Source organism: Sinorhizobium terangae, assembly GCF_009601505.1.
In the GTDB taxonomy this organism is placed as follows: domain Bacteria; phylum Pseudomonadota; class Alphaproteobacteria; order Rhizobiales; family Rhizobiaceae; genus Sinorhizobium; species Sinorhizobium terangae.
The window spans coordinates 29,761-49,130 of record NZ_WITC01000061.1; the positions used below are offsets into that span (position 1 = coordinate 29,761).

Below are 19,370 nucleotides of genomic sequence, written 5' to 3' on the forward strand. Positions count from 1 at the left end.
AGCGCCTCTCCTGCAACTCGCGACCGGCGCAGTTGTCCTCACCACACCATCATCGCTGTCACTTCACGAGCCCCGCCGACCTCATTACTGTTCGCGCGACCCGCCATTCGCGCGTAATGTTTCTGGGTGGAGCAGCGCTCGAAGGCCGCTACCGGAGTTGGAATTCCTCAGCGCGGGCGCGAGCCGCAGGCGGACCCAAACATAACGGACTCAGGGAGAAGCCTATGTTCGCTACAACGAGGTGGCGCTTTGATGACATACTCACGTTTATCCGCGTGATGGAATCGGGAAGCATTACCGCTGCAGCGGAACGCCTGAACCTGTCCAAATCCGTGATCAGCAAGCGCATAAGCGACTTGGAGGCGGCGCTGGGCGTGGAACTCTTCCAGCGCTCGACGCGTCAGGTCAGACCGACCGAGAATGGCGATGCTTTCTACGAACGCATGGTGCCTCTGATAAACGAGATCAACCAGACCGCAGAAAGCCTTTCAGCCGAGCGTATAAAGACCCTTCGCGGCCAGTTGCGCGTCACGACACCAATGTCGTTCGGCGCCATGTACCTGGGGCCGGTCATTGCGGAGTTCGCGCGACGACATCCGGACCTGGAACTGGCGGTCGACTATGAAGATCGATTGGTCGACCTCGTCCAGGGCGGCTACGATATTGGCATTCGCATCGGCCATCTGCGCGACTCCAACCTGCGCGCCCGAACATTATGCGAATGCCCGCGTGTTGTCGTCTGCAGTCCCGAATACATCAAGGCGCACGGACAGCCCAAGACGGTCGCCGAACTCGCCAATCACCAGTGCATCGACTACGCCTATGTTCATGCCAACCGTCTTTGGCAGTTCGAAGCGGCGGCGAAGGGTGGCCCCCCTGTCAGCGTCTCCATGCGCAGCCGCATCGTGATCAATAATGGCGGGGCGTTAAGGGATATGGCGATAGCGGGTCTGGGAATCGCCTCGTTGCCATTGTTCCTCGCAGCCGATGCGCTGCGGCAGGGTGCCCTTGTCCAGATTCTTCGAGGATATCGACAGCCCCCTTACACGATCTCCGCCATCTATCCGCCGACGCATCACGTCTCGACGAAGGTGCGAACCTTTATCGACTTTTTGGTCGAGTTCTTTGTTCCCCCGCTGCCCTGGGAGGATGATTCCGAAGCCGCGCGGAATTCTGCACTGTCAAGGCTTCGCACCATAAAGCTGCCCTATGATGCATGAAGGCGCGATGGGCTGCGCGGCAACAGTTGAGCATTCCGTCATGCCAAGTGCGAGCGACTGTTCGTGCCAGCCTGACACGGAGTTCTCAAGAGTCCACTCGTTCGCTCATCGAAAATTCCCTACACTCAAACCGCCACCATCTTCCCGAGTGGCGACGATCTTGGGCGCGAAATGGAGATCGACGGACTGGTGCATTAATCCGTCATGCTTTCGCAGCTATCTACGAGGCTGCGGAGGCCCCGCCGGCATCCAGTTCTCCTACGATCGGGCGGAGTAAGCGCGAACGCGGGCACGGCGACCTGCCATGCCCGCAGCGATGAGGGGGAACAATGCCTGAAATCCACGTTGTTGCTGTGCTCTACGCCAAGCAAGGCACTGAAGACGAGGTTCGCCGCGATCTGACCGTTGTCGCCGAAACCTCGCGGAAGGAAGACGGAAACCTGCGATACGAACTCTTCGCCGACCAAAATGACCCAAGACGGTTCGTCATCGTCGAACACTGGCGCGACGAGGGCGCACAGGAAAGACACCATCACCATTCCGACCACATACGCCACTTCCATGAAAACGGCGATCGGAACGTTGAGCGTCGCGAAGGCGTGTATGTCCTTGAGAAAGTAGTCTGAGCGATGAACGCGGCGCGCCAATGACGCCTGCCAAATCGATGCCATGGTCGTGACCAGCCACGGGCAGTCGACACTGCTGAGACCAACGGCAGCGACGGGCGGAGAGCGTGGCTTCATCGCCGACCGCCATAGCAGGTAGGTTCAATCGGGGGAGTTCGTGATGACCTGCGATTACCGCAAGGCCGCTCTTCTGGGCGTTCTGGTCGTCATATCCTTTCCGGGCCTCCTGCACGCTCAAGACCTGCAGGCACATCAGAACACGCGACCAACGATCCACTCGGACCGGTGGCAAGAGGACTGGTCGGCGCTGGCTGATCCGGACCTTCGCACGCAGCCACTCGATCTGCTCAAATATGTCCCGCTCAGCCCATGGGATCCGGAGAGTTACCTGTCTTTCGGCGTGACCCTTCGCGAGCGATTCGAATCAAACGACGCACCTGCGTTCGGAACCAGTGGCCTCGAGGGCGATGAATATCTTCTGCAGCGGCTCCAGTTTCATGTCGATCTTCACCTCTTTGACACGTGGCAGGTCTTCACCCAGTTCGAGGATGTGCGCGCACCTGGGAAAGAGATAATGGGCCCGGCCGACGAAAATGAACTCGATCTGCGCATTGCATTCCTTGGCTACAAGCAGACATTCGACGAAGGCACGCTGTTGGCGCGGCTTGGCCGTCAGGAGATCGCCTTCGATCTGCAACGGTTCGTCTCCTCGCGCGACGGACCAAACGTGCGTCAGGCTTTTGATGCATTTTGGGCCGAATGGGATGCGACGCCCTGGCGTGTCAAGGGTTTCATCAGTCAGCCGGTTCAGTATCGAGACGTTGAGCCATTCGATGACATCTCCAACGACAACATCCGCTTCGGTGCGTTGCGCGTTGAACACGATATTGAGGATAGCACCCTGTCCGGCTACTACGCGCTCTATCACCGAAGGAATGCCGTCTTTCTTGATGCCACCGGCGACGAGGAGCGTCATGCCATAGACGCCCGCCTTTCAGGTCGGGGCAGTGGCTTTGATTGGGATGCGGAGGCAATGGGGCAGTTTGGCACCGTCGGGTCCAAGGACATCCGTGCCTGGGCGGCGGGGACACGGTTCGGATACACCTTCGACGGCCTTCAATGGAAACCGCGATTTGGCCTGCAACTGGATGCCGCCTCTGGTGACAGCCGAGCCGGCGATGAGACTGTCGGCACGTTCAATGGCCTGTTTGCGAATGGCTCCTATTTCTCGCTTGCCGGTTACACTGCCTATGCAAACCTGCTGCACGTCAAGCCGTCGGTCACCGTATACCCGACGGAGAAGCTGTCATTGACGGGCGCTGTCGGCCTGCAATGGCGACAGACAACGGCGGATGCTGTCTATGTGTCGCCCAACATACCGATTGCGGGTACTTCCGGCAAAGGAGACCGCTGGACGGGCTACTATGCACAACTGAGAATGGATTACGCGGTCACGCCCAATCTATCGGCCGCTGCTGAGTTCGTGCATTTCGACGTCGGCGAGAGCCTCCGCCGCGCGGGAGGCCACGACAGCGACTACTTCGGTGCGGAATTGAAACTTGCGTGGTAGCCTTGCTCAACTGACATTCGCCGTAGAGCTGCAGCCTGCTTGACATGCATTAGTCCTCCCGGAATGCGTGCCGCATCTGGTCGGTCAGCGGCTTCGTCAGGTAGGAGATCACCGTGCGGTCGGCGATCTTGATGAACACCTCGGCCGGCATGCCGGGATAGAGCGAGAGCCCCTTGAGCCTGGCGAGGCTCTCTTTCTTCGGCCGGATCCGCAAGGGGTAGTAGCTGGCGCCGGTGCGCTCGTCGGTCACGAGGTCCGGCGCGATGGTCGCCACCTCCGCCTCGACCTCGGGCGTCGTGCGCTGATTGAAGGCGCTGAAGCGGATTTCGACCGGCTGGCCGACATGGATCTGGTCGATGTCGTGGGTCGCAACGCGGGCCTCCACCGTCAGGTCGTCGGCCTGGGGCACAACGAGCATCAGCGTCTCGCCGGGATTGACCACACCGTTTACCGTGTGCACGGCGAGCTGATAGACGCGGCCCGAAAGCGGCGCCGTGATATCGAGCCGACGCAATTGGTCGGATGCGGCGGTCCGCCGCTCCTCGTATTCGGCGATCTTCGCCTCGACATCCGTCAGATCCTTGGAGATTTCCGTCCGCCGATCCTCGTCGAGCTGGAGAATCTGCAGGTCGATCTCGCTCGACTTGCCGCGTGCCTGGGCGCGGGCGGCGATGCGCTGTCCGCGGTCGCCCTCCAGTTCCGCGCGCTGGCGCTTCAGCGTCGTCACACGCTGCATCGGCACCAGGCCCTGCCCGTAGAGCGAATCGACGCCGGTCAGTTCCTCCGCGATCAGCTTGAGCGCGTCCTCGATCGCCTGCAATTGGACGGTGAGCCCCTCGATCTCGTCGCCCAACTGCGCCTTCCGGGAGGCAAGCTGGTCCTTCATGCCGATGAGCGCCGACCGCCGGCTGGCAAAGAGCCTCTCCTCGCCATCGACGAGCTTCGTCGCCGCGGCGCTGGAGATGAATGTGTCGAGATCCTTGTCGACCTCGAAAGAGTCGGCGCCGATGCGTTCGGCCTGAAGCCGGGCGCGGCGGGCATAGAGTTGCGCCAGCGTGCTTTCGACAATCGCCAGGTTGGCGCGAACGGTGGTGCCGTCGAGACGGATCAGCACCTGCCCGGCATGGACCCGGTCTCCCTCGCGCACCAGCAGTTCGCCGACGATCCCCCCGGTGAGGTGCTGGACCTTCTTGACATTGTCGTCGACCACGACGACGCCGCCGGCAACGATCGCGCTCGACAGCTCGGTCGTTGCCGCCCAGCCGCCCACGCCGACAACAAGCGCGATAGCCAGCGTGGAGACCGCAATCATATGGCGCCCAAGCGAGCGGCGGGCGCTCAACATCTGCTTCTTCGCCTCGCTCACTTCGCCACCTCCTGGCCGTCGCCGACAATCTTGAGCGGCGCCGGCCGTTCCGCCTGCTGCACGCGTTCCCTGCGCAGCACCTTGCCGAGCACCTCATCCTTTGGACCGAAGGCCTGCATGCGCCCGTCCTGCATCATCAGGACGAGGTCGGTGCTCGCAAGCGCACTCGGCCGATGTGCGATAACGATGACGACGCCGCCGCGGGCGCGAACGCCCATGATCGCTTCGCTGAGCGCGTGCTCGCCTTCGGCGTCGAGATTGGAATTGGGCTCGTCGAGCACGACGAGGAAGGGATCTCCATAAAGCGCTCTGGCGAGCGCTATGCGCTGGCGCTGTCCGGCCGAAAGCGCTGTGCCCCCCTCGCCGATCTCGGTTTCATAGCCGTTCGGAAGGCGAAGGATGAGGTCGCTGACGCGCGCCGCCGCGGCAGCCGCGACGATCGCCTCGGGCGTCGCATCGTCGGCGAAGCGGCTGATATTTTGCGCAACCGTTCCCGCGAATAGCTCCACGTCCTGCGGCAGGTAGCCGATGTGCTTGCCGAGAGCATCGCTGTCCCACTGGTCGAGAGCCGCGCCGTCAAGGCGCACGGAACCGCGATAGGCCGGCCAAACGCCAAGGATGGCACGGGCGAGCGACGACTTGCCCGAAGCGCTCGGACCGATGACCCCGAGCGCGCTGCCGGCACGAACGGTGAAACTGATATCGGTGAAGATCAACCGCTGGGCCGCCGGCGGTCCGCTCGCCAGCCCCTCGACGCTCAGGCGGTCGCGCGGGGCCGGCAGTGCCAGCGGTGCCACGGCCTCCGGCAGCGCCTTGAGCAGTTCCTTCAGCCGTTGCCAGCTCTGCCTCGCGGCGACGAGACCACGCCAGTTGCCGATGGCGAGTTCCACGGGCGCAAGAGCGCGGGCGGTCAGGATGGAGCCGGCGATGATGATGCCCGGCGAGGCCTGGCCCTTGATCACGAGAACTGCGCCCGCCGCCAGCACACCCGACTGCAACGCCATGCGGAAGACCTTGGAAACCGCGCCGTAACCGTTGCCGATATCGGAGGTGCGACGGTTCTCCAGGCGGAACTCCTCGTTTCGCCGCTCCCAGAGGTCGGTGAGCCGCCCGGCCATGCCCATGGCCTGAACGACCTCGGCATTGCGCTGCGACGCCTGGGCGAAGGCATTGCGCAGGCCTCCCGCCTCCGCCGCTTTTTTGGCCGGCGCCTGGGTGCCGCTATTGGTGAGATAGGTCAGAAGCGTGAGGATCAGCCCTCCGCCGATCGCTATGAAGCCGATGACGGGATGGAAGAGAAAGCAGATGGCGATATAGAAGGGCAGCCACGGCAGGTCGAAAAGGGCGGCCGGACCGGCGCCCGAGAGGTAGGACCGAACCTGGTCGAAATCACGCAATGCCTGCAGACCATCGCCTTGGATCTTCAGCTTCAACGGTGCCTTGACCAGCGCCCGATAGATCCGCCCGCTCATGTTTTCGTCGAGGGCGCCGGCGATGCGCACAAGCATGCGGCCGCGGATCAGCTCGAACGCGCCCTGGAAGCCGTAGAGCAGCAACGCCAGGAACGAGAGTGCGATCAGCGAGGGAACGCTTCTGCTCGGAAGAACCCGGTCGTAGACTTCAAGCATGAAGAACGACCCGGTGAGATAGAGGACGTTGACGAGCGCACTGGCGATACCAACGCCGATGAAGGCCGCGCGACAGTCGCGCAACGCTTCCGCGGGATCGATGCTCGTTCGATTTGATGATGCTTTTGAATTAGGCACTGACTGAAATCTCCGCGCCGGCCCATCGGGGCCGCTTAAATTCTGCTGCCCGATCTATCCAGAGGCAGCAATGTAAAGTTGTTCCCCGGGAAACAATGATCCCTTCGAAAGCTTAAATATTGACTGCTACCGAGCCGGGCGTGTTTGTCCGCGCCGCTCCACCGCAATCGCGCGCACCCAGCCAATAGAAGGCCGTTCCCTGGCCCTGGCAGATACAACCTGGCATCGCCGACAAAATGCCCCTTCTATTTTTCCGCACGCAGTGCACTCCTTGGTATGTCCCCGTTGCGCATGCACGCTGATAACATCATACCAAATGCGAGGTTGGACGGACAGCGGCACCGATCCTGTGCTATCGGATGAATCGCACATCCCATCTGCCAATCCGACACTTTTCGGAACCATCGACCGAACATGAAATACTATCTCCGCAACCTGACCGCAAAGGAACGCAACGAGGCGACCGACCACCATCTCGCTTTCTATCTGACATTCGTCGCCGGGGCTGCCAATGCCGGCGGCTTCATGGCTGTACATCAATATACGTCGCATATGTCGGGCATCGTCTCGGCGATCGCGGACAACATCGTCCTCGGTAATATTGCATTGGTTGTAGTCGGCCTTTCCGCGCTCTTTTCGTTCGTTGCCGGCGCCGCCACCTCCGCAATCCTCATCAACTGGGGCCGGCGGCTGGATCTGCAGGCGGAATATGCGCTTCCGCTGCTGTTCGAGGCAGTTCTGCTTATCTGCTTCGCAATAACCGGGGACCACCTCAGCGAACGTGTCGCCGTTTCGGCGACGATCATGCTTCTCTGCTTCATCATGGGGCTGCAGAACGCCATCATCACGAAGCTCTCCGGCGCAAGAATCCGCACGACCCATGTGACCGGCCTGGTGACCGACACGGGCATCGAGATCGGCAAGCTGATCTACTGGAACCGCGACAGCGCCAAGAACTCCAGGCTGCATGTCCGCGCCGATCGCCGGAAGTTGCGCCTTCTCACGTCCTTGATCGGCCTTTTTCTGGTTGGCGGCGTTTGCGGCGCCCTTCTCTTCAACAAACTGGGCATTTCTGCGGCGCTTTTTCTCGCCGCTCCCTTGATGCTCATAGCGGCGCTCCCCGTGATCGAGGACGTCCGGTCTGCCTTGAACCGATAATGCGATCGCCCTACTGCGCCGGGCATCGCGCAAAGGGGCACTTCAATCCAAGGACAATTGGAAATCCGGAAATGGGACGACCTTGGCCGTAGCCGCTTCCAACGCAAGCTGCTGGCTTTCGATGTTGCCGCCCCTGCCCCAGGTCGCGGCAAGGCTCATCAATTCATCCATCTCCTTCCTCAGCTTGTGCCACGCCAGAATGTCCTCGGCGTGGGTCGCATTCGTTCGCGGGTCGTAGAACCGGCTGATGTCCTCAGCAACGTCCTTGCGCGCGGCCTCCAGACGGGCCTTCAGGGCATTGACTTCGTCCTTCACCAGGAAATAGCGCCGCATCACTGCAAGAAGCGCAAGATCATTTGGATTGACGCTCAAGGATATCCCCCCGTGTCATGACTGCCGACCTACAGCGCCGCGCGTCTTGTCAGATGCGCAAGGGACGCCGTAGCACTTTGAGTTGCTGCATGTTTTTATCCTTAAACATGCAGCAGGTCGGACGGCTCGGTACCCCCGCAGCCGCCCCCGGGCCCGCACTCCATCACGCGAAACTTTGACGCTTTTCCGGCAGCGGGCAAAAAAATCCCGGCGTGGTGACACACCGGGCCGAAAACCTGCTGGAAAGCTGGAGAAAATCGTGTCGCCTTGACCGCTTCGCTCGCTACTTTTTCCTGTAGATGAGCACTGGGATCGTCGAATGGGTCAGGACCTTCGCGGCGACGCTGCCGAGCACCAGGGCGCCGACGCCGCCACGGCCGTGCGACGCCATGATGATGAGATCGGCGCCGATATCGTCCGCTTTCTTGATGATCGCACGATAGACCTCATGGCTGCGGGCGTGATCCGTTTCGCACGGCACGCCGGCACGCTCAGATTTCACCACGGCGGCAGCAAGTATTTCCCCGGCGTGCTGACGGGCCAGCGCTTCATAATCTTCCCTCGTGCTGGCGAGTTGTTCCGTGTCGGTCGAAAAGAGGTGGAACGGCTCCGTCACGGTCAACACCGCGATCTTCGCTCCGGCCTCCTTTGCAAAGGCGATACCGGCGTCCAAGGCGAGTGTGGCAAGCGGCGAACCATCGGTGGGAATGAGAATGTTGCGGAACATGAAAACCTCCCGTTGACTTCGCAATTCAAGCTAACCGCACCTCCGCCAGTCACATTGACCCAGATCAATGGTGTAAGCATCGCTCGTTCAAATAGCATCAGGCCACAGCAAGACGGCCCGGCGGAAATCCCGCCGGGCCGTCTCTGTTCTAACGCTTGGCCTCGCTCTCAGGCCTCGACGCGAAACCGCGCGTCGCGCTCATCCCCACCGGCCTCCGCCTTGCGCCGGTTGTGACGGATCGACGACCACAGCGACAGACCGATGAGGCCGGCGCCGCCGAGACCGGTAATGACCTCGGGAATGTGGAACAGCGTCTGGAAATACATCACCACCGACAGGATCAGGATCGCATAGAAGGCGCCGTGCTCCAGATAGCGATATTCGTTGAGCGTGCCCTTCTCGACGAGCATGATGGTCATCGAGCGGACATACATGGCGCCAATGCCGAGACCAATCGCGATGATGAACAGGTTCTGCGTCAAGGCGAAGGCACCGATGACTCCGTCGAACGAGAAGCTGGCATCGAGCACTTCCAGGTAGAGGAATGCACCGAAACCGCCCTTCGCCGCCGCGCTCATCGTCTGCTGCGAAGCATCGAGCAGACCGCCGACGACCTCGACGATGAGGAAGGTGAGCAGGCCATAGATGCTGGCATAGACGAAGGTGTGCACGTGCTCGGCTTCGAGCAAGGTCGAGAACGCCAGGATGACGCTCAGGACGAGAGCAATTTCGATTCCCTTGATCGTCGCGAAGCGCGCCATCTTGCGCTCCAGCCAGGCGATCCAGTGCACATCCTTCTCCTGGTCGAAGAAGTAGGTGAGACCGACCATCATCAGGAACGTGCCGCCAAAGGCGGCGATCGGCAGATGCGCGTCGTTCATGATGCGGGCGTATTCTTCGGGGCGGATTGCCGCAAGGATGACCGCGTCGATCGGCCCGATATTGGCGGCGATCACGACGATCAGCAGCGGAAAGACGATACGCATGCCGAACACGGCAATGATGATGCCCCAGGTCAGAAACCGATGCTGCCAGACCGGCGTCATGTCCTTGAGCTTGTTGGCGTTGACGATGGCGTTGTCGAAGGAGAGCGAAATTTCGAGGACAGCGAGCACCGCACAGATGAAGAAGACGGTCATCGTGCCGCTGAATGTACCGGTCGATTGCCATCCGAGCCAGACGCCAAGCAGCAGACCGAGGGCCGTCACGATGAAGGCCCACCTGAAATAACCGAGTGCGGTCGTGTGTGAACGGGGCTGGATCATGGGCGATCCTCCCCGGCACGATGTGCCTCGGCGACTACGAACGAGAGATCCTCAGTAAGGAAAAAGCGCACAGCCGAAGAGGCACATGCGTTGGGCATGGGTTGGGTTTTCATGGTAGCTAATCCGCCGGCTCATTTGCTGGCGGTACCGACATCACGAGAGCGCCGTAAAACTCTCGCCAGAGGGGCCCGGCACCAAAGTTCATCCCGCGGTTCGATGTCTAAAAGGCGGGACGCCTTTTTACTTAGCGATGCGAAACGTCTCGTCAAGGGTGGACGCACAGCCGGCGCGCTGTGCCGCCCCGTACCAAGGCGTGCACGCAGTTCTTGAGTGCGCGATAATATGCGCGCCGTTCTGGCGTCTGGATGGAACCAAAGGCGGCTCGAACGGGTTTGAATTTCAGCAATAACAACTCTGTGAGGCAATGCCATGCACAGCTTCTGGTGGGACAAGAGCGTCCAGTTGGAACTCGGCAACGCAGGCAAATATCGCGACGTGAAGAGCACGCGCGAGGCCGTCGAGTGTCTGATGCTGCGGTGGCCCCATCAGGACGGGCGCGCCCTTGCCGCCGCAAAACGCGTTTGCCTGCAGGCGCTTGAGGGCAAAGTCAAGACCGAGAAAGCCCGAAGAGCATTTATCAAGGCAGCCGAAGAGGCGCACCTCTCCATCCGGAGCCAATAGGCCTTCGCCACTCGGAAGCCTGTGGCTCCGTCACACAAGAGCGTCAGCCCGAAAGTCAAATTCGACCCTCGGAAAACATGATGCCACAAGTTGTTAAAAGTCGTTCGGCGTAGTCCGGCAGCAGCCGGTCCAAAGGCATTCGGGCCCAACGGGCCAAACCATTTCCAGCACGCGGGATGCGCGGAAACCCATTCGCTCGTTCCTCACCCCGCGCCTATGCCCCGCTCGGGCAGGAAAGGAAAGCGATGTACGAAATTCCGTGGAAGGCGCCGGTCAGTATCAGCATGCTGGACGGGAAATGTCGCACGGTCATCGGTCCGCTCGACGCAATGAAGTGTCTGCAGAGCGAGTGGCCCGTTCGAGGCGGCGCCTATTACAGCTATGCGGTGCGCACCTGCGAGGCGGCACTTAAACGCCAGAAAAGCCCAAGCGAAGCACGCGCGGCCTTCATTTGCGCCTCGCGGGAGGCCTTTCTGACGATCCTCGCAGGTCAGGCGCCGGAGGACGGAAGCAGTGAATACCGGCCCTTGGAATGAATGCGCTCCCATCGGCTCGCCCAATGAGACGGTGCAAATCCCCTGAACTGGGCCGCCTGGATCGTGAGCGGCTTACCCTGCTGCAACGCGAGGGGGGACCAATCAGGCCGGGTGATGCAGGACGCTGAGGCCGCCATCCACCGTCAGGCAGGTGGCATTCATGAAGGTGCACTCGTCGGAAATCATGAACAGGGCGGCGCGGGCAATTTCTTCGGCCGTGGCGATGCGGCCGCCCGGATGCAGCTTCATCGTTTCCGCTTCGGCCGCTGCCGGATCGGGGAAGCTGTTCCAGTAGTCGATCACCTTCCGGGTCCGCACGTAGCCCGGAGCCAGAGCGTTCACGCGGATTCCCTTCGATGCATATTCGATCCCAAGCGACTTCGTCATGCCGATCAGTGCGTGCTTGGCAACGGGATAGGGGAAGGTTTGCGGGATGATGGTGAAGGCATGCGTCGAGGCGATGTTGAGGATGACCCCACCGCCCGCCTCGATCATGCCCGGGAGCGCGGCCTTGCAGCAATTCCAGGCGCCTTTCAAGTTTACGTCGAAGCAGCGCTGCCAGTCCTCCTCGCCCGTCGCCAGCGGTTCCGCGAACACGTTGACGCCGGCATTGTTGACCAGCGCGTTGGGGCGACCGATGGTTTTCTCCGCCCTGGCAAACGCGGCGGCGATCGCATCGGCATCGGTAATATCGGCCACCGCCGATGAGACCGTGCCGCCCTCGGCCTGGAGCCTTGTTGCCTCCCTTTCCAGGAGCGGCCCATCACGATCGATCAGGAACAGGCTGGCACCCTCGCCCTGGAAGACCTCGGCCATGGCAAGGCCAATACCCTGGGCGGCGCCCGTTATGACGATGCGTTTGCCAGCGAGCCGGTTGCCCATGATCGTTCCTCCTTCCTGTCGATCTGGCCGTTGTCGCGTCACCATTCGGCGACGCTGCCATCCTCGTGGCGCCAGACCGGATTGCGCCAGCGATGGCCTTCACGCGCACGCTCGATGACATAGGCCTCGTCGACCTCGACACCGAGGCCGGGCCCCTGCGGGATCGACACGAAGCCATCCTGGTAGCGGAACACCTCCTTGTTGGAGATGTAATCGAGGATGTCGTTGCCAGCATTGTAATGGATGCCGAGGCTCTGCTCCTGGATGAAGGCGTTGTAGCTGACGGCATCGACCTGAAGGCAGGCAGCAAGCGCGATCGGCCCCAGCGGGCAATGCGGCGCGAGCGCCACGTCATAGGCTTCCGCCATCGCCGCGATCTTGCGGCACTCGGTGATGCCGCCCGCATGCGAAAGATCCGGCTGGATGATGTCGACATAGCCATCGGCCAGGACAGACTTGAAGTCCCAGCGGGAATAGAGGCGCTCGCCCAGCGCAATCGGTGTCGACGAATGATTGGCGATCTCCTTCAGCGCTTCCCGGTTTTCCGACAGCACCGGCTCCTCGATGAACATCAGCTTGAACTGCTCGAGTTCCTTGGCTAGCACCTTGGCCATCGGCCGATGCACGCGACCATGGAAGTCGACGCCGATGCCGACATGCGGGCCGATCGCGTCGCGGATGGTGCCGATGGTCGAAACGGCCTTGTCGATCTTCTCGTTGCTGTCGACGATCTGCAGTTCTTCGCAGCCGTTGAGCTTGATCGCCTTGAAGCCGCGGGCGACGACGTCCCTGGCATTGCGCGCAACGTCGCTCGGCCGATCGCCGCCGATCCAGGAATAGACCTTGATCCTGTCGCGGCATTGGCCGCCGAGCAACTGGTGGATCGGCTGGCCGAGAGCCTTGCCCTTGATGTCCCATAGCGCCTGATCGATGCCGGCAAGAGCGCTCATGTGCAACGCGCCGCCGCGATAGAAGCCACCGCGATACATCACGTTCCAGTGGTCCTCGATCAGGAACGGATCCTTGCCGACAAGATAGTCGGCGAGTTCGTGCACCGCCGCCTCGACGGTCAGCGCGCGGCCTTCAACCACCGGCTCGCCCCAGCCGACAATGCCCTCGTCGGTTTCGATCTTGAGGAACAGCCAGCGCGGCGGAACAATATGGGTGGTGAGCTTGGTAATCTTCATGACGTGATGTCCATTGGAGGAAAGGCAAACGGGCGGGCTGCCCGTTTCAGGGGTTGTTCAGGGGGCGGCGCCTGAGGATCGGTGCCGTTTGACGGCCGCGGCGAGATCGCGCGCCGCAAGATCCAGCATGCGCATCGAGCAGTCGCGCGCGCCCACCTTGTCGCGCATGCGCAACGCCTCCACGAGTTCGCCATGTATGTCGATCGCCTCGTCCCGGCGTTCGGCGGCCTCGTTCGAAGCGTGCAGCGCGAACTTGAGCGCCGTCTGGATGATGCCGACGAGTTGCAGGAAGACCTGGTTGTGGCTCGCCTTCAGAAGGCAAGTGTGAAACGCGACGTCGGCCTCGGTGAAGCCCGCGACGTCGCGCTCGCCGTCACGCATGCCCCGCCAGGCGCGTTCAAGGTCGGCGATTTCCTGTACCGTCGCGCGCTCGGCGGCGAATTCCGCCGCCGCCGGCTCGATCGCCCGGCGCGCCTCCAGGATGCAGTTCAGCAGATCGAATTCGAAGATGCGTTCGCCGATCCACTCCAGAACCTGCGAATCGAGGATGTTCCACTCTTCCTTGTTGCAGACGACCGTGCCGACGCGGGAGCGGCCGCGCACCATGCCCTTCGATTCGAGGATCTTCAGTGATTCGCGGATCACGGTGCGGCTGACGCCATAGCGCTCGCAGAGATCGTTTTCGCGAGGCAGGAACGTGCCGACGGGAAAGATCTCGGCGCAGATGTCGGAGGCAATGGCGCGCGTGATGTTCTTCTGGACGCGCGGACGGCGTTGCAGCCGTTCTGCCACAATACCCTGGTGCTCCTGCCCTTCCGCTGCCATCGCCATCCTCACTCTGATCAGATCGATGCTCCATAGCGCAGATCGCCGCAGCCGGCGACAGCGCGCCGAAGCACGCGTTTATAGTCATACATCACTATCTCATTCATCATACAAAGGCAATTGACGAATATGATGATTCATCATACACAAATGCCAACTGCAGGAGGCAGTTCACCAGGGAGACACATCATGCGCTTCATCAAGGCAGCCATTCTGGCTGGTACCGTCGCCGTATTCGCCGCCACTTCGGCATTGGCCGCCGACGTCAAGATCGGCTTCATCGTCAAACAGCCCGAGGAGCCGTGGTTCCAGGACGAATGGAAATTCGCGGACGCCGCCGCCAAGGAAAAAGGCTTCACGCTGGTCAAGATTGGTGCCGAAGACGGCGAGAAGGTTCAGTCGGCCATCGACAATCTCGGGGCCCAGGGCGCACAGGGCTTCATCGTCTGCACGCCTGACGTCAAGCTCGGCCCGGGCATCGTCGCGAAGGCTGCCGCCAACGATCTCAAGCTGATGACTGTCGACGACCGCCTGGTCAACGCCGACGGCACCCCGATCGAAGACGTTCCGCACATGGGGATTTCGGCCACCAAGATCGGCGAGGCCGTCGGCCAGGCGATCGTGGACGAGATCAAGAAGCGCGGCTGGGACATGAAGGAGGTTGGCGCGATCCGTGTCTCCTACGACCAGTTGCCGACCGCGGTCGACCGCGTCGAAGGCGCCCTTTCCGTTCTCAAGGCCAACGGCTTCCCTGAAGCCAACATCTTCGACGCGCCGCAGGCAAAGACCGATACCGAAGCCGCCCTCAACGCCTCGACGATCGTGCTCAACAAGAACGCCGGCATCAAGAAATGGGTCGCTGTCGGTCTCAATGACGAAGCGGTACTCGGCGCCGTGCGCGCAACCGAAAGCGTGGGTATTGCCGCCGACAGCGTGATCGGCGTCGGTATCGGCGGCGCGGAGTCGGCGATCAACGAATTCAAGAAGCCGGCTGCGACCGGCTTCTTCGGCACCGTCATCATCTCGCCGAAGCGGCACGGCTACGAAACCGCGCTCAACATGTACGACTGGATTGCCAACGACAAAGAGCCGGAGAAGCTGATCCTGACCGCCGGCCAGCTGGCGCTCCGCGACAACTACGAAGCCGTCCGCAAGGAACTCGGTATCGAGTAATCGTCTCTGACGACGACATCGAGCCCGGCGGCCTTCATCCGCCGGGCAATTCTCTTCGGAGCAGCGCATGCAAGATTTCCTCGAATTCCGGTCGATTTCGAAAGGCTACCCCGGCGTCCAGGCGCTATCGAATGTCTCCTTTGCTGTCCGCAAGGGCGCCGTTCACGGGCTCATGGGCGAGAACGGCGCCGGCAAGTCGACGCTGATCCGCGTTCTGTCCGGCGATCAATCGGCCGATGAGGGCGAGATCCGCATCGATGGCGAGGTTCAGCAGTATCGCTCCGTGCGCGACGCCTTCCATGCCGGCGTCATCGTCATTCACCAGGAACTGCAGCTCGTCCCGGAGCTGACGGTTGCCGAAAACCTTTGGCTCGGCCATTTCCCCGGCAAAGGCGGTGTGATCGACCGCCGCAAACTCATCGGCGTCGTCTCTGAAAAGCTGGCCGAGATCGGCATCAATGTCGACCCAGCCGCCAAGGTTGCGTCGCTTTCGATCGGCGAGCGCCAGATGGTCGAGATCGCCAAGGCGGTGATGCTTGACGCGCGCGTGATCGCTCTCGACGAGCCGACCTCCTCGCTGTCCTCGCGCGAGAGCGAAATCCTCTTTGCTCTCATCGATCGCCTGCGCGCGAACGGCACCGTCATTCTCTACGTCTCGCATCGCCTCGACGAGATCTTCCGGCTTTGCGACAGCCTCACGGTGCTGCGCGACGGCAAGCTCGCCGCCCATCATCAGGAGATTTCCAGGGTTACGCGCGACCAGATCATTTCCGAGATGGTCGGGCGCGAGATCGCAAATATCTGGGGCTGGCGCGGGCGCAGCTTCGGCGCCGAACGGCTGCGGGTCGAAAGTATTGCAGGGCCAAAACTGAAGATCCCGTTGAGCTTCTCCGTCAGGCGCGGCGAGATCGTCGGCTTCTTCGGCCTGATCGGCGCCGGCCGCAGCGAGATGGCGCGGCTCATCTATGGAGCCGATGCGCGCAGCCAGGGCGACGTGTCGGTCGACGGCGCAATCGTGCCGGCAGACAGCCCGCCGAAGTCGATCCGGGCCGGCATCGTCCTCTGCCCGGAGGACCGCAAGTTCGATGGCATCGTTCAGGGCCGGTCGATCGAAGAGAACATGACGATCTCCTCGCGCCGCCACTTTTCTCGCCTCGGCATCATCAATCCGAAGAAGGAAAGCGAACTCGCCGACAAATTCATCGCCAGGCTTCGCGTGCGAACACCGTCCCGCCGTCAGGACATCGTCAACCTCTCGGGCGGCAACCAGCAGAAGGTCATCCTCGGGCGCTGGCTGTCGGAGGAAGGCATCAAGGTTCTCATCGTCGACGAGCCGACGCGCGGCATCGACGTCGGCGCGAAATCCGAGATCTACGAAATCCTTTACGGGCTTGCCGAGCAGGGCATGGCGATCGTCGTCATCTCCAGCGAGCTACCAGAGGTGATGGGCATCGCGGACCGTATCATCGTGATGTGCGAGGGTCGGCTGGCGGCCGACATGCCGCGTGTGGAATTCGATGAGCGGCGGATCCTCGCGGCAGCCCTTCCCGACATCAAGAACAGCAAAGAGCTTCCCCTCACGCAGGTATGGTGACGATGACCCATCTGAAAAAAATTCTTCTCGGCGAACAGGGCCTCGTCGTCATCTTCGCAGTCGCCTTCGTCATCGTGTCGATGACGGTTCCGAATTTCTTGAGCGAGCGCAATATGCTCGGCCTGCTGCAGTCGGTCGTGACGATCGGCATTATCGCCTGCACGATGATGTTCTGCCTCGCCTCGCGCGATTTCGACCTTTCAGTCGGCTCGACGGTGGCATTTTCCGGCATGGTGGCGGTCATGGCCTCGAACGCCACTGGCTCGATCCTGCTCGGGCTGCTGGCTGCCGTCATTTGCGGCGCGGTCGTCGGCACCATCAACGGCGTCGTCATCGCCCGCTTCCGCATCAATGCGCTGATCACAACGCTTGCGACCATGCAGATCGTCCGCGGTTTCGCGCTGATCGCCTCGGATGGTCGCGCCGTCGGCATCAACGATCCCGGCTTTTATCAGCTCGCGTTGTCGCGCTTTCTCGGCGTCCCGACACCGATCTGGGTGATGGGCCTGTTCTTCATCGTCTTCGGCTTTGTGTTGAACCGAACCGTCTTCGGCAAGAACACGCTGGCGATCGGCGGCAATCCGGAGGCTTCGCGTCTTGCGGGCGTCGACGTCGCCCGCATGCGCATCTGGATCTTCGCGCTGCAAGGCATCGTCTGCGCCGTCGCAGGCGTGCTGCTTGCCTCGCGCATCACCTCCGGTCAGCCCAATGCCGCGACGGGACTCGAGCTTTCGGTCATCTCGGCCTGCGTGCTCGGCGGCGTATCGCTTGCCGGCGGCCGCGCGGCGATGACTGGCGTCATCGTCGGCGTTTTGATCATGGGCATCGCCGAGAATGTCATGAACCTGCTCAACATCCAGGCCTTTTATCAGTACGTGGTGCGCGGCCTGATCCTGTTGCTGGCGGTGCTGCTCGACAATCTGCGCTCGGTCGCGGGCCGACAGCGCGTCTGACCGGCAATGTCAAACGATGTCCTGCACCTTAAGAACAACGAGCTCTCGGTCGAACTGAGCCGTTTCGGCGGCTCGCTCCTCGCTGCCACCTGGCGCGGCATCCCGTTCCTGAAGCCGACTGCGACCGCCGGGATCGCGACGCAGCGCTTCGGCGCCGAAGCGAGCTTCCCGCTCGTCCCCTTCGGCAACAGGATCGAAGGCAACAGCTTCACCTTCGAGGGGGAGCGCTTCACCCTCGAGCCGAATACATCGGGCGATCCATTCTGCCTGCATGGGGATGGATGGCTCAGCGAGTGGGAGCTGAAGTCGCACAGCGGGGAACGGGCGACCCTTTCCTATGTGCACGCCGAGCGGGCGGGAAGCCCCTATGCCTACGAGGCCGTGCAGGATGTGCGGCTGGAAGGCAGCACGCTGCTTCTCTCCCTGGCCGTCACGAACACGTCGACTCGTCTGTTACCCTTTGGATTGGGGCATCATCCCTACTTTCCACGCACGGCCGGGACCCGGCTCAGAGCGAGGGCGAAACGCATCTGGGGTGAGAGGGCTGGACATCTGCCCGACGCTCCCGGCGCGATTCTCCGAATGGTCGATTTCGCCGAGGGCAACAGGCTCCCCGCTCGCTGGATGAACAATGCCTATGACGGCTGGGACGGAGAGGCTGCAATCGAATGGCCCGAACGTCAGCTTGCCTTAAGGCTTGAGGCCGAGGGTTCGTTCGAGTGCTTCATGATCTACTCACCGGGTGCGGATGCGGACTTCTTCTGTTTCGAGCCGATGACGCATCTGCCCAATGCTCACAACATGCCGAACGAAGCCGGCGGCCTCGTTGCGTTGAAGCCCGGTAAGAGCCTTGCAGGCACGATCAGGTTCCGTCTGGCGCCATTGAGCCCAGGCTTTTAATAAGTCAGGAGCGAACGGCCGGTTCTCGACGCTTACTGCATGATTCCTTAAATCGGAATCGATTAAGGACAAAATCATGCAGCAATTCAAAGTGCTACAGCGACGTTTGCGCGTCCGATTGGACGCGCGGCGCTGTAGGCGCAAAGAAAAAGCGCCCGCTGGGAGGTGCAGGCGCTTGAACAGACCTACGTCAGTTCTGACGTGGCGTACTCGTCGATCGAGCCTTTAGCGGCCGACAGCGGCGCGGGCGACGCGATGGATGTCGGCACGGGCGATGCCGAGATCATCGAGTTCACGGGTCGACATACGGCCCAGTTCGGTGACCGTCTGACGGTACTTGCGCCAGTTGTTAAAAGAGCGTGCTACGTTCATTTTGATCCCCCTTTCATGGGCTTTCGAAGCCTGGCTGCCAGTCCGTGGCGCCTCGTTGCTTCGATGCGCAACATATACTGCCGAACTTCGGGGGATTGCAGCGCTCATATGTCAGCGCACCCATGCGTCAAATGCATGGATGCGGGCGGTCATGGTAAGCCCTCCGGCGCGTGGAGGGCGGGAATTCAGACTAGCCT

General features: G+C 61.6%; 19 protein-coding genes. 10 read left to right on the forward strand and 9 right to left on the reverse strand.

The window, feature by feature from the left end:
- Positions 1 to 224 precede the first annotated feature (224 nt).
- The 3 genes from GHK62_RS16520 to GHK62_RS16530 all read left to right on the forward strand — a co-directional run bounded on the left by GHK62_RS16520 (position 225) and on the right by GHK62_RS16530 (position 3,416).
- Entirely contained in the window at positions 225 to 1,220 is a 996-nt protein-coding gene (locus GHK62_RS16520) for a LysR family transcriptional regulator (RefSeq protein ID WP_153440244.1), read from the forward strand.
- 329 nt (positions 1,221 to 1,549) lie between these two features.
- The gene (locus GHK62_RS16525) at positions 1,550 to 1,846 is read left to right on the forward strand and encodes a putative quinol monooxygenase (protein ID WP_153440245.1); all 297 of its coding nucleotides are present in this window, start codon (positions 1,550 to 1,552) and stop codon (positions 1,844 to 1,846) included.
- A gap of 160 nt (positions 1,847 to 2,006) precedes the next feature.
- Complete coding sequence (locus tag GHK62_RS16530; RefSeq protein ID WP_153440246.1) at positions 2,007 to 3,416, forward strand: alginate export family protein; 1,410 nt, start codon at positions 2,007 to 2,009, stop codon at positions 3,414 to 3,416.
- Between the two features lie 49 nt (positions 3,417 to 3,465).
- On the opposite strand, the gene GHK62_RS16535 is transcribed toward GHK62_RS16530, so the two are convergent.
- Together GHK62_RS16535 and GHK62_RS16540 are read right to left on the reverse strand one after the other, a co-directional pair.
- Entirely contained in the window at positions 3,466 to 4,761 is a 1,296-nt protein-coding gene (locus tag GHK62_RS16535; protein WP_153440425.1) for an HlyD family type I secretion periplasmic adaptor subunit, read from the reverse strand.
- A 17-nt stretch (positions 4,762 to 4,778) separates the two neighbouring features.
- Positions 4,779 to 6,548 carry a type I secretion system permease/ATPase gene (locus GHK62_RS16540; RefSeq protein WP_184108469.1) on the reverse strand — a complete coding sequence of 590 codons (1,770 nt, stop codon included), beginning with the start codon at positions 6,546 to 6,548 and terminating at the stop codon, positions 4,779 to 4,781.
- A gap of 414 nt (positions 6,549 to 6,962) precedes the next feature.
- Here GHK62_RS16540 and GHK62_RS16545 point away from each other — a divergent pair, with 414 nt between their 5' ends.
- Positions 6,963 to 7,706, forward strand: a complete 744-nt coding sequence (locus tag GHK62_RS16545) for a YoaK family protein (protein WP_153440247.1) — start codon at positions 6,963 to 6,965, stop codon at positions 7,704 to 7,706.
- A 42-nt stretch (positions 7,707 to 7,748) separates the two neighbouring features.
- Here GHK62_RS16545 and GHK62_RS16550 read toward each other — a convergent pair whose 3' ends face one another.
- From GHK62_RS16550 to GHK62_RS16560, 3 genes are all read right to left on the reverse strand, one after another.
- Entirely contained in the window at positions 7,749 to 8,039 is a 291-nt protein-coding gene (locus tag GHK62_RS16550) for a hypothetical protein (RefSeq protein ID WP_380787160.1), read from the reverse strand.
- 322 nt (positions 8,040 to 8,361) lie between these two features.
- Positions 8,362 to 8,805, reverse strand: a complete 444-nt coding sequence (locus tag GHK62_RS16555) for a universal stress protein (RefSeq protein WP_153440249.1) — start codon at positions 8,803 to 8,805, stop codon at positions 8,362 to 8,364.
- A gap of 167 nt (positions 8,806 to 8,972) precedes the next feature.
- Entirely contained in the window at positions 8,973 to 10,070 is a 1,098-nt protein-coding gene (locus tag GHK62_RS16560; RefSeq protein WP_153440250.1) for a DUF475 domain-containing protein, read from the reverse strand.
- 429 nt (positions 10,071 to 10,499) lie between these two features.
- Between GHK62_RS16560 and GHK62_RS16565 the strand changes: the two genes are divergently transcribed.
- Entirely contained in the window at positions 10,500 to 10,751 is a 252-nt protein-coding gene (locus GHK62_RS16565; RefSeq protein WP_153440251.1) for a DUF982 domain-containing protein, read from the forward strand.
- A gap of 245 nt (positions 10,752 to 10,996) precedes the next feature.
- Entirely contained in the window at positions 10,997 to 11,287 is a 291-nt protein-coding gene (locus tag GHK62_RS16570) for a DUF982 domain-containing protein (RefSeq protein WP_153440252.1), read from the forward strand.
- A 102-nt stretch (positions 11,288 to 11,389) separates the two neighbouring features.
- On the opposite strand, the gene GHK62_RS16575 is transcribed toward GHK62_RS16570, so the two are convergent.
- The 3 genes from GHK62_RS16575 to GHK62_RS16585 are packed head-to-tail and all read right to left on the reverse strand — an operon-like array spanning position 11,390 to position 14,187.
- A complete protein-coding gene (locus GHK62_RS16575) occupies positions 11,390 to 12,169 on the reverse strand; it encodes an SDR family oxidoreductase (protein WP_153440253.1) in 780 nt (259 codons plus the stop codon).
- Positions 12,170 to 12,207: 38 nt separating this feature from the next.
- The gene (gene dgoD / locus GHK62_RS16580) at positions 12,208 to 13,356 is read right to left on the reverse strand and encodes a galactonate dehydratase (RefSeq protein WP_153440254.1); all 1,149 of its coding nucleotides are present in this window, start codon (positions 13,354 to 13,356) and stop codon (positions 12,208 to 12,210) included.
- 57 nt (positions 13,357 to 13,413) lie between these two features.
- Positions 13,414 to 14,187 carry a FadR/GntR family transcriptional regulator gene (locus tag GHK62_RS16585; RefSeq protein WP_153440255.1) on the reverse strand — a complete coding sequence of 258 codons (774 nt, stop codon included), beginning with the start codon at positions 14,185 to 14,187 and terminating at the stop codon, positions 13,414 to 13,416.
- A 183-nt stretch (positions 14,188 to 14,370) separates the two neighbouring features.
- Between GHK62_RS16585 and GHK62_RS16590 the strand changes: the two genes are divergently transcribed.
- From GHK62_RS16590 to GHK62_RS16605, 4 genes are all read left to right on the forward strand, one after another.
- The gene (locus tag GHK62_RS16590; RefSeq protein ID WP_153440256.1) at positions 14,371 to 15,354 is read left to right on the forward strand and encodes an arabinose ABC transporter substrate-binding protein; all 984 of its coding nucleotides are present in this window, start codon (positions 14,371 to 14,373) and stop codon (positions 15,352 to 15,354) included.
- 67 nt (positions 15,355 to 15,421) lie between these two features.
- Complete coding sequence (araG, locus tag GHK62_RS16595) at positions 15,422 to 16,948, forward strand: L-arabinose ABC transporter ATP-binding protein AraG (RefSeq protein WP_153440257.1); 1,527 nt, start codon at positions 15,422 to 15,424, stop codon at positions 16,946 to 16,948.
- A gap of 2 nt (positions 16,949 to 16,950) precedes the next feature.
- Entirely contained in the window at positions 16,951 to 17,901 is a 951-nt protein-coding gene (gene araH, locus GHK62_RS16600) for an L-arabinose ABC transporter permease AraH (protein WP_234886925.1), read from the forward strand.
- 6 nt (positions 17,902 to 17,907) lie between these two features.
- Positions 17,908 to 18,801 (forward strand): aldose 1-epimerase, encoded by an 894-nt coding sequence (locus GHK62_RS16605; RefSeq protein WP_153440259.1) that lies wholly within the window; start codon positions 17,908 to 17,910, stop codon positions 18,799 to 18,801.
- Between the two features lie 225 nt (positions 18,802 to 19,026).
- On the opposite strand, the gene GHK62_RS16610 is transcribed toward GHK62_RS16605, so the two are convergent.
- Positions 19,027 to 19,173, reverse strand: coding sequence for a DUF1127 domain-containing protein (locus tag GHK62_RS16610; protein WP_153440260.1), 147 nt, complete (start codon positions 19,171 to 19,173; stop codon positions 19,027 to 19,029).
- Between the last annotated feature and the right edge of the window lie 197 nt (positions 19,174 to 19,370).

Excerpts from the sequence above, each read along its gene's own strand:
- GHK62_RS16520 (WP_153440244.1), top strand. The coding sequence starts at position 225 with ATGTTCGCTACAACGAGGTGGCGCTTTGATGACATACTCACGTTTATC.
- GHK62_RS16525 (WP_153440245.1), top strand. The coding sequence starts at position 1,550 with ATGCCTGAAATCCACGTTGTTGCTGTGCTCTACGCCAAGCAAGGCACT.
- GHK62_RS16530 (WP_153440246.1), top strand. The coding sequence starts at position 2,007 with ATGACCTGCGATTACCGCAAGGCCGCTCTTCTGGGCGTTCTGGTCGTC.
- GHK62_RS16535 (WP_153440425.1), bottom strand. The coding sequence starts at position 4,761 with ATGTTGAGCGCCCGCCGCTCGCTTGGGCGCCATATGATTGCGGTCTCC.
- GHK62_RS16545 (WP_153440247.1), top strand. The coding sequence starts at position 6,963 with ATGAAATACTATCTCCGCAACCTGACCGCAAAGGAACGCAACGAGGCG.
- GHK62_RS16550 (WP_380787160.1), bottom strand. The coding sequence starts at position 8,039 with ATGCGGCGCTATTTCCTGGTGAAGGACGAAGTCAATGCCCTGAAGGCC.
- GHK62_RS16555 (WP_153440249.1), bottom strand. The coding sequence starts at position 8,805 with ATGTTCCGCAACATTCTCATTCCCACCGATGGTTCGCCGCTTGCCACA.
- GHK62_RS16560 (WP_153440250.1), bottom strand. The coding sequence starts at position 10,070 with ATGATCCAGCCCCGTTCACACACGACCGCACTCGGTTATTTCAGGTGG.
- GHK62_RS16565 (WP_153440251.1), top strand. The coding sequence starts at position 10,500 with ATGCACAGCTTCTGGTGGGACAAGAGCGTCCAGTTGGAACTCGGCAAC.
- GHK62_RS16570 (WP_153440252.1), top strand. The coding sequence starts at position 10,997 with ATGTACGAAATTCCGTGGAAGGCGCCGGTCAGTATCAGCATGCTGGAC.
- GHK62_RS16575 (WP_153440253.1), bottom strand. The coding sequence starts at position 12,169 with ATGGGCAACCGGCTCGCTGGCAAACGCATCGTCATAACGGGCGCCGCC.
- dgoD (WP_153440254.1), bottom strand. The coding sequence starts at position 13,356 with ATGAAGATTACCAAGCTCACCACCCATATTGTTCCGCCGCGCTGGCTG.
- GHK62_RS16585 (WP_153440255.1), bottom strand. The coding sequence starts at position 14,187 with ATGGCGATGGCAGCGGAAGGGCAGGAGCACCAGGGTATTGTGGCAGAA.
- GHK62_RS16590 (WP_153440256.1), top strand. The coding sequence starts at position 14,371 with ATGCGCTTCATCAAGGCAGCCATTCTGGCTGGTACCGTCGCCGTATTC.
- araG (WP_153440257.1), top strand. The coding sequence starts at position 15,422 with ATGCAAGATTTCCTCGAATTCCGGTCGATTTCGAAAGGCTACCCCGGC.
- araH (WP_234886925.1), top strand. The coding sequence starts at position 16,951 with ATGACCCATCTGAAAAAAATTCTTCTCGGCGAACAGGGCCTCGTCGTC.
- GHK62_RS16605 (WP_153440259.1), top strand. The coding sequence starts at position 17,908 with ATGTCAAACGATGTCCTGCACCTTAAGAACAACGAGCTCTCGGTCGAA.
- GHK62_RS16610 (WP_153440260.1), bottom strand. The coding sequence starts at position 19,173 with ATGAACGTAGCACGCTCTTTTAACAACTGGCGCAAGTACCGTCAGACG.